This window comes from Streptomyces sp. NPDC060194, assembly GCF_042728285.1.
Taxonomy (GTDB): Bacteria; Actinomycetota; Actinomycetes; order Streptomycetales; family Streptomycetaceae; genus Streptomyces.
Genome location: NZ_JBHWZH010000005.1, coordinates 37,849 through 52,657, shown reverse-complemented (window position 1 = coordinate 52,657; position 14,809 = coordinate 37,849). Strand labels below are relative to the sequence as shown.

Here is a 14,809-nt window from a genome sequence, read left to right as displayed (position 1 = left end):
CATCACCGCCATGGAGCGCCGCACCATACAGCCCCGCGACGGCTGGCAGCAGACCGTCGAGGAGCAGGGTCTGATCTACCCGCTGACCCGCTACCCGGACGACGTGCTGCGCCCGTACTGGGACGAGAGCGCGTACTACGTCTTCTCGCTGCCCGAGGTCGAGGCGCTGGAGGAGGTCGTCGAGGAGCTGCACGCGATGTGCCTGGCCGCCGCCGGGCACATCGTCGCCGAGGACCGGTTCGCGGACCTCGGCATCACCGATCCCAGGGTGGCCGAGCTCGTGGCGGAGGCGTGGGAGCGCCGGGCCGAACTCCCGTCCGTTTACGGCCGGTTCGACCTCCGGTACGACGGCCGGGGCGGTCCGGCGAAGCTCCTGGAGTACAACGCCGACACCCCGACCTCGCTGGTCGAGGCGGCGAGCCCGCAGTGGTTCTGGATGGAGGAGCGCTTCCCGGGCGCCGACCAGTGGAACTCGCTCCACGAACGCCTCGTGGACGCCTGGCGGAAGCAGGCGAAGCTGCTGCCGCCGGGCTCTCCGCTGTACTTCGCGCACTCCGCCGCGGACAAGCTCGGCGAGGACCTGATGACCGTCGCCTACCTGCGGGAGACGGCCGAGCAGGCCGGTCTGGAGACCGAGCAGATCGCCATGCAGGAGATCGGCTGGGACCGGATGTCCCGCCGATTCGTCGACAAACGGCTGAAGTTCATGCGGAGCTGCTTCAAGCTGTACCCCTGGGAGTGGCTGACCACCGACCGCTTCGGCCCGCACGTCCTGGACACCCTCGACAACGGCGGCGGCACCGGCTCGACCCTGTGGATCGAGCCGATGTGGAAGATGCTCCTCTCCAACAAGGCGCTGCTCGCGATCCTCTGGGAGCTCTACCCGGGCCACCCGAACCTCCTGCCCGCCTACCTGGACGGTCCGCGGGACATGGCGGCGTACGTCGCCAAGCCGCTCCTCGGGCGCGAGGGGGCGGGCGTGAGCGTCCACCAGGCGGGCGGTCCGGAGGTCGCGGTCGCCGAAGGGCCGCTGTGCTACCAGGAGTTCGCCCCGCTGCCCGACTTCGACGGCAACCGGGTCGTGCTCGGCGCCTGGGTCGTCGAGGACGAGGCGGCGGGGCTCGGCATCCGGGAGTCGGCGGGGCTGGTGACGGACGAGTACGCGAGGTTCCTGCCGCACGTGATCCTCTGAGGGGGCCGGTGCGGGCGGCGGGCGGGACGGAGTGCGGGGCGCTACGGCGCGCGGCGCGGGTGGCCCGGCCCGGGGCGGCCGGCTGCGCGTCGCACGGCGCGGGGCGGGGGGCCGGGCGCCGCGCGGGGCGGGGCGCGCGCCGCACGGGGCGGGTGCGGCGAGGACGGCTCGGTCCGGGGCGCCCGGCTGCGCGTCGCACGGCGCGGGGTGGGACGGGCGCCGTCGCGGGGCGGGGCGCGCGCCGCACGGTGCGGGTGGTGCGCCGCACGGGGCGGGTGCGGCGAGGACGGCTCGGTCCGGGGCGCCCGGCTCGCATCGCACGCCGCGGGGCGGGCGCACGGCGCGCGGGGTGCGGAGCCGGTGCGACGGTGCGCCCCGCACCCCTGGGTCGTCGCGGTCAGCCCGCGTCGAGCACCTCCCGGAACCGGGCCAGGCCCCAGTCCAGGTCCTCCTTGCTGATCACCAGCGGCGGGGCGAACCGGATCGTCGAGCCGTGGGTGTCCTTGGCGAGGACGCCCCGGGCCATCAGCCGCTCGGAGACCTCCCGGCCGGTGCCCAGCGACGGGTCCACGTCCACCCCCGCCCACAGCCCCCGGCCCCGGACGGCGGTGACGGCCCCCTGCCCCACGAGGACCCCCAGCTCGCGGTGGAGGTGGTCGCCCAACTCCGCCGCCCGCACCTGGAACTCCCCGGTCCGCAGCATCGCGATCACCTCGAGCGCCACCGCGCAGGCGAGCGGGTTCCCGCCGAACGTCGAACCGTGCTCGCCCGGCCGGAACACACCGAGGACCGAACGGTCCGCCACCACCGCGGACACCGGGACGACCCCGCCGCCGAGCGCCTTGCCCAGCAGGTAGACGTCCGGCACCACGTCCTCGTGCTCGCAGGCGAAGGTTCTTCCGGTCCGGCCGAGCCCCGACTGGATCTCGTCGGCGATCAGCAGCACCCCGCGCTCACGGGTCAGCTCCCTGACCCCCGCGAGATAGCCGGCCGGCGGGACGAGCACACCCGCCTCGCCCTGGATCGGCTCGATCAGCACCGCGACCGTGTTCGCGGTCAGCGCCGCCTCCATGGCCGTCAGATCGCCGTACGGGACGATCTCGAAGCCGGGGGTGTACGGGCCGAAGTCCGCGCGCGCCTCGTGGTCGGTGGAGAAGCTGACGATCGTCGTCGTCCGGCCGTGGAAGTTGTCGCCCGCGACGACGATCTTCGCCCGGCCGTCGGGCACTCCCTTCACCCGGTAGCCCCACTTGCGGGCGGTCTTCACGGCGGTCTCCACGGCCTCCGCCCCCGTGTTCATGGGGAGGACCATCTCCTTGCCGCAGAGCGCCGCCAGCTCGGCGCAGAACTCCGCGAACCGCTCGTGATGGAACGCACGCGAGGTGAGCGTCACCCGCTCCAGCTGGTCCCGGGCGGCGTCGATCAGGCGCCGGTTGCGGTGGCCGAAGTTGAGGGCCGAGTAGCCGGCCAGCAGGTCGAGGTAGCGGCGGCCCTCGACGTCCGTCATCCACGCCCCCTCGGCGGAGGCGACCACGACGGGGAGCGGGTGGTAGTTGTGCGCGCTGTGCGCCTCGGCGTCGGCGATCGCCTGCCGGGTGGGGCTTCCTGGGGTGGCTTCGCTGTGGGTCAACGGGGTCTCCGTTCACGCGGGGGGAGCCGCACCGAGCCGGGGCGGGCGCGGCCTGGGACCGAGGGTGGGGTCCCTTCGTATCGTCGCGCAGCCGGCCGGGCGGGGAAACCTCGCCGACCGGCCCGTCGCCCGCGCCGCTCGCGCCCGCGGCGACCGCTTCTCCCCGGCACGCCGACCGGCACCCCGCTAGTCTGTTCCCACGCACGGTGACTGGCGCACGCGGAATCGACCGCGAGGGAGCCGTGCGCGCAGGACCGCAGGACGTGCCGACCGCCTGGGCACTCCGGGAACCGAACCGCAGACCCACGTCGGATCGCCCCCGGAGGACACCATGTCGCCCGACCCCGCAGCCGCTTCCGCCACCACCGCTTCCACCTCCTTCCGCAGCGCCCTGGACGTGATCCGGGGCGTCGAGCCGCGCGTCGCCGACGCGATCGGCCAGGAGCTCGCCGACCAGCGCGCCTCCCTCAAGCTCATCGCCAGCGAGAACTACGCCTCCCCGGCCGTGCTGCTCACGATGGGCAACTGGTTCTCCGACAAGTACGCCGAGGGCACGGTCGGCCGCCGCTTCTACGCCGGCTGCGCCAACGTCGACACCGTCGAGTCCCTCGCCTCCGAGCACGCCCGCGACCTCTTCGGCGCCTCCCACGCCTACGTCCAGCCGCACTCCGGCATCGACGCCAACCTGGTCGCCTTCTGGTCCGTACTCGCCGCCCGGGTCGAGGCCCCCGCCCTGGCGAAGGCGGGCGCCCGCCAGGTCAACGACCTGTCCGAGGCCGACTGGGCGCAGCTCCGCTCCGACCTCGGCAACCAGCGGATGCTCGGCATGTCCCTCGACGCCGGCGGCCACCTCACCCACGGCTTCCGCCCCAACATCAGCGGCAAGATGTTCCACCAGGCCAGCTACGGCACCGACCCCGCCACCGGCCTCGTCGACTACGACGCCCTGCGCGCCACCGCCCGCGAGTTCAAGCCGCTCATCCTGGTCGCCGGGTACTCCGCCTACCCCCGCAAGGTGAACTTCCGGCTGATGCGGGAGATCGCCGACGAGGTCGGCGCGACGCTCCTCGTCGACATGGCGCACTTCGCGGGCCTGGTCGCCGGCAAGGTCTTCACCGGCGACTTCGACCCGGTCCCGCACGCCCAGATCGTCACCACGACCACCCACAAGTCGCTGCGCGGCCCGCGCGGCGGCGCGGTCCTCTGCGACGACTCGCTGGCCGAGCAGGTCGACCGCGGCTGCCCGATGGTGCTCGGCGGACCGCTGCCGCACGTGATGGCCGCCAAGGCCGTCGCCTTCGCCGAGGCCCGCCGCCCCGACTTCCGGGACTACGCCCAGCGGGTGGTGGACAACTCCCGGGCGCTGGCCGAGGGGCTGATCCGGCGGGGCGCCACCCTCGTCACCGGCGGTACCGACAACCACCTCTCCCTGATCGACGTCGCCGCCTCCTACGGCCTCACCGGCCGCCAGGCCGAGGCGGCCCTGCTCGACTCCGGCATCGTCACCAACCGCAACGCCGTCCCCGCCGACCCGAACGGCGCCTGGTACACCTCCGGGATCCGCATCGGCACCCCCGCCCTCACCACCCGCGGCTTCGGTCCCGAGCAGCTCGACGAGACGGCCGCGCTGATCGACCGGGTCCTGCGGGAGACCCGCCCCGGCACCACCGCCAAGGGCGCCCCGTCCAAGGCCCAGCACGTCCTCGACCCGAAGATCGCCGACGAGGTCTCCCGCCGGGCGGCCGACCTCCTCGACGGCTTCCCGCTCTACCCGGGCATCGACCTGAGCTGAACCGCGGCGGCCGCGGCGCGCGCTCCGGCGGGGTGCGCTCCGACGACGCGCGCTCCGGCGGGGTGCGCGCGGGCCGGGCTCCCGGGCGGCGGCCCCGCTCACAGGTCCAGCACCTGCTGACGCGGGCCCGGCTCCCTGGTCCGGCGGGGCCAGGGGATCCGGTGACCGGACCGGATCAGCAGCGCGGCCGCCGCGCCGACCACGAGCCCCGGTCCGGCCCACCACCATCCGGTGGTGGCGCCGGCCCCGGCCGCCGCGACCGGTTCGGCCCGCTCGGACGGATCGCCCGCCCCGCCGTCCCCGGTGGCCGAGGGGGCCGCGGAGTCGGCCCTCGGCCACGGCACCGCGTTGCCTCCGTCGGCCGAGGGGAGCCCCATCACGCCCAGCTCGCTCAGCAGGGTCCTGAGCTCGTCGGGCCGGTCCGCCTGGTGCCAGTAGCCCTGGCTGATGTCGAGCGCGTCGTCCTTCCAGCCGGTGGCCGAGTGGATCCACACCGGCTGCCCCTTCCTCGGGGAGGCGTGGATGCGGTCCACCCGCCAGGGCTGCACGTCGTGGAGGAGCCAGGTCGCGTTGATCACCCGGGCGTCGCCGGCCCCGACACCGCTCTCCGGCATGAGCGGTCGCTCCCCGCGATCACCCTCGGCCTCCCCGAGCAGCTCCCGCAGGCGCTCGTAGTCCTCGTGCGAGTAGTAGAGCGCGACCGCCTCCGTGCTGCCCGGCTGGACCAGGAGCACGCTGGTCGGTCCGCCGGCCGCCGCGGAGGGGCCGAGGGCCAGGAGTATCGCCAGCGCCCCCAGGAGCGCGGCGGGGCCCCGCAGGGCCCGCGCCCACCACGTCCGCATCGCCGACCGCGGTCGGCGGCCCCGGCCCCCGCTCGGCCCCCGCCCGCCGCGACAGGTCCCTTCCGTTCGCCATGACATCCGCATCGCTCCCCCTGCCAGGTCCGCCGCCGCGGCCCTCCGCGCCGGTCACTCCTGGTACACCGCCCGAGGGCGAGGGGTTCCCCTTCACGGCGGACTTCTCCGGGCGGACTCCGCCGGGGCCGCCGTGGTCGAGTCCGCCCCGTCCTCCGCCGCGTCCTCCGCCGCGTCGGCAACGCGGATCGCCTCGCCGACCGATCCGATCCCCTCCAGCCGCAGGGTCAGCCCCCGGCCGTGGACCCACAGCAGCGTCGGCCCGGCCGTGCGGTGCTCCGTCACCCAGGTGCGGCCCGCGGGGTCCCGCAGCGGGATCTCCAGCCGGTGCGGCTCCGCGAACCACAGCCCGCTGCCCGTACCCAGCGGCACCCACTCGGGCCGCGCGGACGACACCTTCCCGAAGGCCGGGTCGAGCCACGCCTCGAACTGGTCGAGCCGCACCGCCCCCGCGACGCCGCCGGACCCCGACCGCCAGCAGAGGCTGACCACCCGGCGCCCCTCCTCCCCGGACACCGACACCGCGTCCGGGGCCCCGAGCTCGCTCTCGGGCACCGCCGGCCGGAACCCGGCCAGCCGTTCGGCCTCGGGCAGCGGCACCGGCTCCCCGCAGCCGGGCACGACCGCCGCACCCGGGGCCGGGACCGTGGGGTCGTAGCGCACCTCGACCCCGCCGAAGTCGAACCAGTCGACGACGGCCGCCCGGACCGGCGGGGTGAGCGCCAGCACGGTGAGCAGCCCGCACAGGGCGGTGGCCAGCGCCTTGCGCCGGGCCCGCAGCCGGTCCGACCAGGTCGGTGGCCGCCGGGGCGCGCGGGGCCGCGCGCCCGCCCGGGGCCGCACGCCCGCCCGGGGCCGCACGCCCGCCCGGGCGCGCCGCCGGGCGCCGGAGCCGGCCTCGTCCCGGGCCGTGGGCTCCTCGACCCGGACCCCGTCGGCGATGATCTGCGCCAGCACCCGCTCGGCCATCGTCTCCCCGCTGACCTGCGGCACCCTGAGCCCGCGCCCCAGCTCGCGCAGCTCCGCCTCCAGCCCGCCCGGCCCGGAGCCGTCCGGCACCGCACCGCCGGACCGCTCGCCCGCCGGCCGCTCGTCGTCCGCTCCCACGTCCCTCACCTCCCTCCGCCCCCTTCCGATGCCGACCGATGTCCCGACGCCGACCCCGGTTCCGACGCCGCCCCCGGGCCCGCCTCCGCCTCCCGCAGCAGCCGCTGGAGCTGCCTGAGCGCTCTGCTCAGCCGGGACTTCACCGTGCCCCGCGGACAGCCCAGGGCCGCGGCGGTCTCCGGCTCGTCCATCTCCAGGAGGTAGCGGTAGGTCACGACCAGCCGGTGCTCCTCGCTCAGCGCGCCGAGCGCGGCCGACAGCGCCGACCACCGCTCCCGGCGCAGGGCTTCCAGCTCCGGGTCCACCGCCTCCGGTATCAGCGGCTCGGCCTCCAGCGTCCCCGCCTCGCGGCCGAGGGCCGAGCGCTGCCGCTGGGCCGCGCGCACCGCGTTCCTCGCCTCGTTGGCCACGATCCGCAGCAGCCAGGGACGGAACCGCTCGCCGGCGCGGAAGCCGCCCAGCGCCTGGTACGCCTTGATGAACGCGCACTGCACCACGTCCTCGGCGTCGGACCCGGCGCCGAGGGCGACCGCGACCCGGAGCGCGACCGCGGTGTGGGCGCGCATCAACGCCGCGTACGCCTCGGCCTCCCCGGCCCGCACCCGCGTGATCGCCTCGGCCTCGGCGGCCGCGGCGGCGTCCTCGCCCGCGATGATGCCCGCGACCGTCCCCCCTTTTCCGGCCCCCTCCAGTGTCCTCACACGGTTGATACACCGCCCGCGCCCGATCGGTTCCGTCCGGGGTCGTCGCACCTGAGACAATGTGCGCATGGCCTCTGACCGACCCCGTGCGCTCTCCGGCATCCAGCCCACCGCAGGCTCGTTCCACCTCGGGAACTACCTCGGCGCGATCCGGCAGTACGTCGCCCTGCAGGACACCCACGACGCCTTCTACATGGTGGTCGACCTGCACGCGATCACCGTCCCGCAGGACCCCGCCGCGCTCCGCTCGAACACCCGGTTCGCGGCCGCGCAGCTCCTGGCCGCGGGGCTCGACCCCCAGCGGTGCACCCTGTTCGTGCAGAGCCACGTCCCGGAGCACGCCCAGCTCGGCTGGATCATGAACTGCATGACCGGGTTCGGCGAGGCGTCGCGGATGACCCAGTTCAAGGACAAGTCCGCGAAGCAGGGCGCCGACCGCACCACCGTCGGCCTGTTCACGTACCCGGTCCTGCAGGTCGCCGACATCCTGCTCTACCAGGCCACGCACGTCCCCGTCGGCGAGGACCAGCGGCAGCACGTGGAGCTCACCCGCGACCTCGCGACGCGGTTCAACGGCCGGCTCGGCGAGACCTTCGTCGTGCCGCAGCCGCACATCGTCAAGGAGGTCGCCAAGATCTACGACCTCCAGGACCCGACGATCAAGATGAGCAAGTCCGCGTCCAGCCCCAAGGGCCTGGTCAGCCTGCTCGACGACCCCAAGGTCACGGCCAAGAAGATCAAGAGCGCGGTGACCGACACCGAGGGCGAGGTGCGCTTCGACGCGGCGCAGAAGCCCGGCGTCAGCAACCTCCTGACGATCTTCTCCGCGCTCACCGGTGCGGGTATCGCGGAACTGGAGCAGCGGTACGCGGGCAAGGGCTACGGTGCGCTCAAGACCGACCTCGCCGAGGTCATGGTGGACTTCGTCATGCCCTTCAGGGAGCGCACCGAGGAATACATGGGTGACCCGGAGACGCTGGACTCGATCCTGGCCGAGGGTGCGGACAAGGCCCGCGCGGTGGCCGCCGAGACCCTCGCGCAGGCGTACGACAGGGTCGGTTTCCTGCCCGCCAAGCACTGAAGGGCCCCCGTTCCGCCCGGCGCCCCGAGCGCCGGGCGGCGAGGTACGGACCAAGGGCCCTCGCCGGTCGCCCCGCGCTCCCGGCACACTGGAGGAACCCGTTTCACCGGCCGGCGCGACAGGGACGACGGCCTCGGACGACGGACACGACGGAGGAGAACGACGTGGGGACCGTAACGCTCGGCGTTTCGATCGCGGTCCCGGAGCCACACGGCAGCCTGCTTCAGCGGCGGCGCATGGGCTTCGGGGACCCGGCCGCGCACGGCATCCCCACGCACATCACCCTGCTGCCGCCGACCGAGGCCCGCGCGGAGGACGTGCCGGCCGTCGAGCGCCACCTCGCGGAGGTCGCCGCCGCGGGGCGCCCCTTCCCGCTGCGGCTGTCCGGGACGGGCACGTTCCGGCCGCTGTCGCCGGTGGTCTTCGTGCAGGTCGTCGAGGGCGCCGCCGAGTGCACCTGGCTGCAGAAGCAGGTGCGGGACGGCTCCGGGCCGGTCGCCCGGGAGCTGCAGTTCCCCTACCACCCGCACGTCACCGTGGCCCACGGCATCGCCGAGGAGGCCATGGACCGCGCCTACGCCGAGCTGGCCGAGTACGAGGCCGCCTGGGCGTGCACCGGGTTCGCGCTCTACGAGCAGGGCCCCGACGGCGTCTGGCGGACGCTGCACACCTACCGCTTCGGCGGCGCCGTCCCGCCGCAGTCCGCCCCGCCCCGCACCCGCGGCACGCTGCCGACGAGCTGAGCCGCCCCCGTACCACCGGCCCTCCGAAGGGGCCCCGTGGCGTCCCTCAGAGCGGCAGCCGCCGGAACACCGGCCTGGGGACGTGCCTCAGGCCCGCCATCACGACCCGCAGCGCCCCGGGCACCCACACCGTCTCCGCCCGCCGGCGCAGCCCCCGCTCGACCGCCTCCGCGACGGCCTCGGGGGTGGTCGCCAGCGGGGCCTCGTCGCGGCCCGCGGTCATCCTCGTGCGGACGAATCCCGGCCGGACCACCATGACGTGCACCCCGGAGCCGTGCAGCGCGTCCCCGAGGCCCTGGGTGAAGGCGTCGAGGCCGGCCTTGCTGGAGCCGTAGATGAAGTCCGAGCGCCTCACCCGTTCCCCGGCCACCGAGGAGAGCACCACCAGGGCTCCGTGGCCCTGGCCCTGCAGGGCGCCGGCGCAGATCAGGCCCGCCGACACGGCGCCGGTGTAGTTGGTCTGCGCGACGCGCACGGCGGACATCGGGTCGCACTCGTCGTGCTCCTGGTCGCCGAGCACCCCGAAGGCGAGCAGCACCATGTCGATGTCGCCCTCGGTGAACGCCTTGCCGAGGACCTCCTCGTGGGTGTCGGGCGCGAGCGCGTCGAACTCCAGGGTGCGCACCTCGGCTCCCAGGGCGCGCAGCCCGTCCGCCGCGGCGTCGAGGGCGGGGGAGGGGCGGGCGGCGAGCCAGACCGTGCGGGTGCGGCGGGCGACGAGCCGGCGGGCGGTCGCCAGGGCGATCTCCGAGGTGCCGCCGAGGACGAGCAGGGACTGCGGAGCGCCGAACGCGTCCTTCACGGGAGGTCTCCTTTGCGGGCGGTGGGGTACGGGTTTCGGGCGGAGTGCGGCCGGGCGTCCTCGAGGGGCCGCGGTCAGAGCCCGAGCCGGCGCGAGAGGTCGGAGCGGAAGACGCCGTGCGGGTCGAGGTCCGCGCGGAGCGCGCGGAAGTCCGCCAGCCGCGGGTACATGCCCGCGAGCGCCTCCGGCCGCAGCCGGGCGTCCTTCGCCGGACAGACCCGCCCGCCGGCCGCCGCCACCTCCTCGTCCAGCTCGTCCAGGAAGGCCCCGAGGCCCGGCAGCCTCGCCGGGACGTCCAGCGCCAGCGACCAGCCGGGCACCGGGAACGACAGCCACCCCGGACCGCCCTCCCCGAACCGCCTGAGGACGGCCAGGAACGACGGGCAGCCCCGCCGGGAGACGCGCCGCACGACGTTGCGCAGCGTCTCCTCATGGCCGTGCCCCACGACGAACTGGTACTGCACGAACCCGCCGCGGCCGTAGACGCGGTTCCAGTGCGGCACCCCGTCGAGGGGGTGGAAGAAGGCCGACGCGCGGCGGATCTCGCCGGTGCGCGAGCGGGGCGCGGTGCGGTAGCGCAGCTCGTTGGCCAGGCCGGCGGTGGTGCGGCCGGCGAGCCGTTCGGGGACGAAGCGCGGCGCCGCGGGGAGCACGGCCGGGCGAAACGCCAGGGGCGACCGGCGCGCGCGGGGCGGGAGCGCCTCCAAGGGGGCGTGGTCGGCGCGGGTGAGGACCCCGCGCCCGGTCGACGCACCGCGTGCCAGGAGGTCGATCCAGGCGGTGGCGTACGGCTGCCGGCGGTCCGTCGCGGTCATGCGGGCCAGCAGGTCGTCCAGGTCCGTCGCCCGCTCGGTGTCCACCGCCATGAAGGAGGTGCTCACCGGCAGCAGCCTCAGGGTGGCGGTCAGGACGACGCCGGTGAGCCCCATGCCGCCGGTGGTGGCGTCGAAGAGGTCGGTGCCCGGCTCGACCCACCGCACCTGCCCGTCGGCCGTGAGCAGTTCGAACGCGGCGACGTGCCGGGAGAACGACCCGGCGGAGGCGTGGTTCGCGCCGTGGACGTCGGCGGCGATCGCGCCGCCGACCGTCACGTGGCGGGTCCCCGGGAGCACCGGCACGAACCAGCCGAGCGGCAGCAGCACCTCCAGGAGGCGGTGCAGGGAGATCCCCGCGTCGCACACCACGACGCCCCGGCCGGCGTCGATGGTGTGCACCCGGTCGAGTCCGGTCATGTCGAGCACGAAGCCGCCCGCGCTCTGCGCCGCGTCGCCGTGCGCGCGGCCGAGTCCGCGCGGGATGCCGCCGCGCACCCCGCCGGAGCGGACGGCGTCCGCGGCCTCCTGGTACGTCCGCGGGCGGATCACGTACGCCGTGCTGGGCGCCGTGCGCCCCCAGCCGCTGACGGACCGGACGGCGCTGTCGGCGGCGGGCGCGGGGCGCGGCGTCGCCGCGGCGGGTTCGGTCTGGGCGGGCATGACGGCGACCGTATCGTCCGCTTCGCGAAGGTTGTGCGACCCTCCAGGCCGCCTCACCGAAATGGGTGATTGATGGTGTTTCGCGGCTTTGCAGCGCCGTCGCGCACCGCCGTCGGACGAGAGTCGGGGTACCAGCCGAGCCGAGGGGGCGACATGAGCGAGCCACGCGACACGCCGGGCGGTCCGCAGGACCCGTCCGCACGGGGACGGGCGCGCGCCCGCCGGTGCGCGCACCTGGGGAGCGCGCCGGACGGACGCCCGTCGCCGGAACGGCAGGACGCACGGCAGTCCGCACGGCAGGACGCACGTCCGGCCGCCCGGGCAGCCGACGGCCGGCCGCTCGCCGCGCTCAGAAGCGTCAGGAGCGCCGCCAGGGCGGCCCTGGACGCGCTGCGGCGGCCCCAGGGCCCCGCCGGCCCGGTCGGACCCGTGAAGGCCCGTACGCCCTCAGGCGGCGGTCGGTGACGGCGGGCCGCGCATCACCCCGGAACGATCTCCTCCGCCGGGACCAGGTAACCGCGCCGACAGCGGGCAGGGTCCCTTGGGCGGTCCCCCGCTCCCGGCGGGCCCGCACGCTGGTGTTCCGCACGACTCAGGGCAGGAGCCCGACATGGACTGGCTGAAGAAACTCCCCGTGATCGGCCCGCTGGTGGAGCGGCTGATGCTCACCCACGCCTGGCGGTCGTACGAGCGCCTGGACCGGGTGCACTGGACGCGGCTGGCCGCAGCGATGACGTTCATCAGCTTCCTGGCGCTGTTCCCGCTGATCGCGGTCGGCGCGGCGATCGGCGCGGCGCTGCTGAGCGACAAGCAGCTGGACGACCTCCAGGACAAGCTCGCCGAGCAGGTGCCCGGCATCTCGGACCAGCTCGGCCTGGACAGCCTGGTCGCCAACGCGGGCACGGTCGGGCTGATCGCCGGTGCGCTGCTGCTGTTCACGGGCGTCGGCTGGATCGGCTCCATGCGCGAGTGCCTGCGGGCCGTCTGGGAGCTGGAGGAGCTCGACGACCGGACCGAGGAGAACCCGGTCGTCCGCAAGGCCAAGGACGCCGGCATCCTGCTGGGGCTCGGCGCCGCCGGTCTCGCCTCGTTCGCCGCCTCCGGGCTGGCCTCGCTCGCGGTCGGCGCGGTCAGCGACGCGATCGGCATCCCGGACGACGGCGTGGGTGCGGTGCTCCTGAGGATCGCCGCGCTGGCGGTCGCCGCCCTCGCGGGCTTCCTGCTGCTGCTCTACATCCTCAAGGTGCTGCCCTCGGTCGAGCCGACGCGCCGTCACCTGCTGACCGCGGCCGTCATCGGCGCGGTCGGGTTCGAGCTGCTGAAGCTGCTGCTCAGCGGCTACATGAGCGGGGTGGCCGGCAAGAGCATGTACGGCGCGTTCGGCGTGCCCGTGGCGCTGCTCCTGTGGATCAACTTCATGGCGAAGCTGCTGCTGTTCTGCTCGGCCTGGACGGCCACCCCGGAACGCGGCAAGGACGCCGACGCCGATCCGGCGACGGACCCCGGGACCGCACCCGCCGCCGACGCGAAGGGCACGGCCTAGCCGCGCGTCAGTCCTTCGCGGAGCCCGGCTCGGAGGATGCCGGCGACTCCGGGGCCGGGTCCGCCGGGGGCGCCGCCTTCGAAGACGCCGACGACTTGGAAGACGCCGACGACTCCGAGGGCGCGGACGCCTTCAAGGGTGCCGACGACTTCGAGGGCGCGGACGCCTCCAAGGGGGGCGACGACACCGAGCCCGCAGGCGACCCCGAGGACACCGCCGCCGCCCGGGCGGGCCAGCGGCGGTTGACCAGGAAGACGGCCGCGGCCACCAGGACCAGCACCCCGCCGGCGAGCGCCACGGCCACACCCATGCCCCCGGCGGAGCCACCCGCGGCCACCTGGCCGCCCTTGGTGCCCGCCCGGGGAGCCGCCGCGGCTCCGGAGGGCGCCGGTGCCGAGGCGGACGCGCCGGGCCCCGCGGAGGCCTGCACACCGCCCGCGTCGCCGCCGTCGGTGGGCACGGACCGCGGCGGGACGAGCTCGCCGACCGGCGCCACCTTGTCCGCGGCCGCGAACCCCCAGTCGAGCAGCCGCGCGGTCTCCTTGTAGACCGCGTTCGACTCCTTGCCCGAGGGGTTCATGACCGTCACCAGCAGCCACTTGCCGTTCCGCTCGGCCACCCCGGTGAAGGTCGCGCCCGCGTGCGTGGTGTTGCCGTTCTTCACCCCGGCGATGCCCCGGTACGGCTCCAGGCCCGCGTCCCCCGTGAGCAGCCGGTTCGTGCTCTGGATCTGGAACTTCTCCCTCTTGGCGGGCTTCTTGGCCTTGTCGCCCTTCTTGGGCTTCTTCATCTCGCCCGGGAAGTCCGCCGTCGCGGTGGCCGCGTACTCCCGGAAGTCGGCGTTCTGCAGGCCCGACCGCGCGAACAGCGTCAGGTCGTAGGCGCTCGACACCTGCCCCTTGGCGTCGTAGCCGTCCGGGGACTTCACGTGGGTGTCCAGGGCCTGCAGTTCCTCGGCGCGCGCCTGCATGTCCTGGACGGTTTTCGGGACGCCGCCGTTCATCGCGGACAGGACGTGCACGGCGTCGTTGCCCGACCTCAGGAAGACTCCGAGCCACAGGTCGTGCACCGTGTAGCTGAGGCGCTCCTTGATGCCGACCATGCTGCTGCCCGCGCCGATGCCGAGCAGGTCCTCCGGCGCCACCTTGTGCACGGTCTCCCGGGGGAAGCGCGGCAGCAGGGTGTCGGCGAAGAGCATCTTCAGGGTGCTCGCCGGGGCCAGCCGCCAGTGCGCGTTGTGGGCGGCGAGCACCTGCCCCGACTCGGCGTCGGCGACGATCCAGGAGCGCCCCGTCAGGTCCTTCGGCAGCACGGGCGCACCCGCGCCCAGCGACACCTGGGTGCCCGGCCGCCCGAGGAGTTCGCCGCCGACCGTCGACATGGAGGCGGGCGGGACGGGCGTCTTCGACGGCTTCGGCTTCTCGTCGGCGAGGGCCCCCGGGGCGGCCAGGACGGTGACGAGAACGGCGGCGACGGCCGTCGAAAAAGCTTTCCTGAACGCGGACATGTTCGAGAAAGTACAGGGTGCGGAGGGTGGTGACTGCGCCGAGACCGGCCTTGTCCATACTTGGGCCATGAAGCTCAGCCGCCCCGTCTCCTGGTTCCTGCTCGCCTTCGGAGCCTGGTCGTGGGTCATTTGGACCACTTTCGTCAAGAATCTGTGGCAGGACGGAAGCGGTCTCGCCTTCGACGACGCCGGTGACCCGACCGGGTACTTCTGGGTGCACCTGATGCTCGCCGTCACGTCCTTCCTCCTGGGGACGGCGGTCGGCGTGATCGGGTTCCGCGGTGTGCGGGCCCTGCGCCGCACCGCCGGGGGGTCCGCGTGA

The 14,809-nt window shown here is 74.8% G+C and carries 13 protein-coding genes and 1 riboswitch; of the genes, 6 read left to right on the top strand and 7 right to left on the bottom strand.

Annotation, left to right across the window (positions count from 1 at the left end; genetic code table 11):
- Positions 1 to 10: 10 nt before the first annotated feature.
- Entirely contained in the window at positions 11 to 1,192 is a 1,182-nt protein-coding gene (locus ACFWEG_RS02050) for a glutathionylspermidine synthase family protein (RefSeq protein ID WP_387208125.1), read from the top strand.
- 397 nt (positions 1,193 to 1,589) lie between these two features.
- Here ACFWEG_RS02050 and rocD read toward each other — a convergent pair whose 3' ends face one another.
- Positions 1,590 to 2,822, bottom strand: coding sequence for an ornithine--oxo-acid transaminase (rocD, locus tag ACFWEG_RS02045; protein ID WP_387208123.1), 1,233 nt, complete (start codon positions 2,820 to 2,822; stop codon positions 1,590 to 1,592).
- Positions 2,823 to 3,018: 196 nt separating this feature from the next.
- Positions 3,019 to 3,109, top strand: a riboswitch (ZMP/ZTP riboswitch).
- 44 nt (positions 3,110 to 3,153) lie between these two features.
- Here rocD and ACFWEG_RS02040 point away from each other — a divergent pair.
- Positions 3,154 to 4,614 carry a glycine hydroxymethyltransferase gene (locus ACFWEG_RS02040; RefSeq protein ID WP_387208121.1) on the top strand — a complete coding sequence of 487 codons (1,461 nt, stop codon included), beginning with the start codon at positions 3,154 to 3,156 and terminating at the stop codon, positions 4,612 to 4,614.
- 98 nt (positions 4,615 to 4,712) lie between these two features.
- On the opposite strand, the gene ACFWEG_RS02035 is transcribed toward ACFWEG_RS02040, so the two are convergent.
- From ACFWEG_RS02035 to ACFWEG_RS02025, 3 genes are all read right to left on the bottom strand, one after another.
- Positions 4,713 to 5,456, bottom strand: a complete 744-nt coding sequence (locus tag ACFWEG_RS02035) for a hypothetical protein (protein WP_387208119.1) — start codon at positions 5,454 to 5,456, stop codon at positions 4,713 to 4,715.
- A 165-nt stretch (positions 5,457 to 5,621) separates the two neighbouring features.
- Positions 5,622 to 6,635: a hypothetical protein gene (locus ACFWEG_RS02030; protein WP_387208117.1), complete on the bottom strand. Its 1,014-nt coding sequence runs from the start codon at positions 6,633 to 6,635 to the stop codon at positions 5,622 to 5,624.
- Positions 6,636 to 6,640: 5 nt separating this feature from the next.
- Positions 6,641 to 7,201, bottom strand: coding sequence for an RNA polymerase sigma factor (locus tag ACFWEG_RS02025; RefSeq protein WP_387208186.1), 561 nt, complete (start codon positions 7,199 to 7,201; stop codon positions 6,641 to 6,643).
- Between the two features lie 202 nt (positions 7,202 to 7,403).
- On the opposite strand from ACFWEG_RS02025, the gene trpS reads away from it, so the two are divergent.
- Together trpS and ACFWEG_RS02015 are read left to right on the top strand one after the other, a co-directional pair.
- Positions 7,404 to 8,417 (top strand): tryptophan--tRNA ligase, encoded by a 1,014-nt coding sequence (trpS, locus tag ACFWEG_RS02020; protein ID WP_387208115.1) that lies wholly within the window; start codon positions 7,404 to 7,406, stop codon positions 8,415 to 8,417.
- A gap of 164 nt (positions 8,418 to 8,581) precedes the next feature.
- A complete protein-coding gene (locus tag ACFWEG_RS02015; protein WP_387208113.1) occupies positions 8,582 to 9,160 on the top strand; it encodes a 2'-5' RNA ligase family protein in 579 nt (192 codons plus the stop codon).
- Between the two features lie 46 nt (positions 9,161 to 9,206).
- On the opposite strand, the gene ACFWEG_RS02010 is transcribed toward ACFWEG_RS02015, so the two are convergent.
- Both ACFWEG_RS02010 and ACFWEG_RS02005 read right to left on the bottom strand, forming a co-directional pair.
- Positions 9,207 to 9,962 carry a decaprenylphospho-beta-D-erythro-pentofuranosid-2-ulose 2-reductase gene (locus ACFWEG_RS02010; RefSeq protein WP_387208111.1) on the bottom strand — a complete coding sequence of 252 codons (756 nt, stop codon included), beginning with the start codon at positions 9,960 to 9,962 and terminating at the stop codon, positions 9,207 to 9,209.
- Between the two features lie 74 nt (positions 9,963 to 10,036).
- Positions 10,037 to 11,437: an FAD-binding protein gene (locus tag ACFWEG_RS02005; protein WP_387208109.1), complete on the bottom strand. Its 1,401-nt coding sequence runs from the start codon at positions 11,435 to 11,437 to the stop codon at positions 10,037 to 10,039.
- 610 nt (positions 11,438 to 12,047) lie between these two features.
- Here ACFWEG_RS02005 and ACFWEG_RS02000 point away from each other — a divergent pair.
- Positions 12,048 to 12,980: a YihY/virulence factor BrkB family protein gene (locus ACFWEG_RS02000; protein ID WP_387208107.1), complete on the top strand. Its 933-nt coding sequence runs from the start codon at positions 12,048 to 12,050 to the stop codon at positions 12,978 to 12,980.
- 7 nt (positions 12,981 to 12,987) lie between these two features.
- Here ACFWEG_RS02000 and ACFWEG_RS01995 read toward each other — a convergent pair whose 3' ends face one another.
- Entirely contained in the window at positions 12,988 to 14,487 is a 1,500-nt protein-coding gene (locus ACFWEG_RS01995; RefSeq protein ID WP_387208105.1) for a D-alanyl-D-alanine carboxypeptidase family protein, read from the bottom strand.
- A 67-nt stretch (positions 14,488 to 14,554) separates the two neighbouring features.
- On the opposite strand from ACFWEG_RS01995, the gene ACFWEG_RS01990 reads away from it, so the two are divergent.
- Positions 14,555 to 14,809 carry an SCO4848 family membrane protein gene (locus ACFWEG_RS01990; RefSeq protein WP_387208103.1) on the top strand — a complete coding sequence of 85 codons (255 nt, stop codon included), beginning with the start codon at positions 14,555 to 14,557 and terminating at the stop codon, positions 14,807 to 14,809.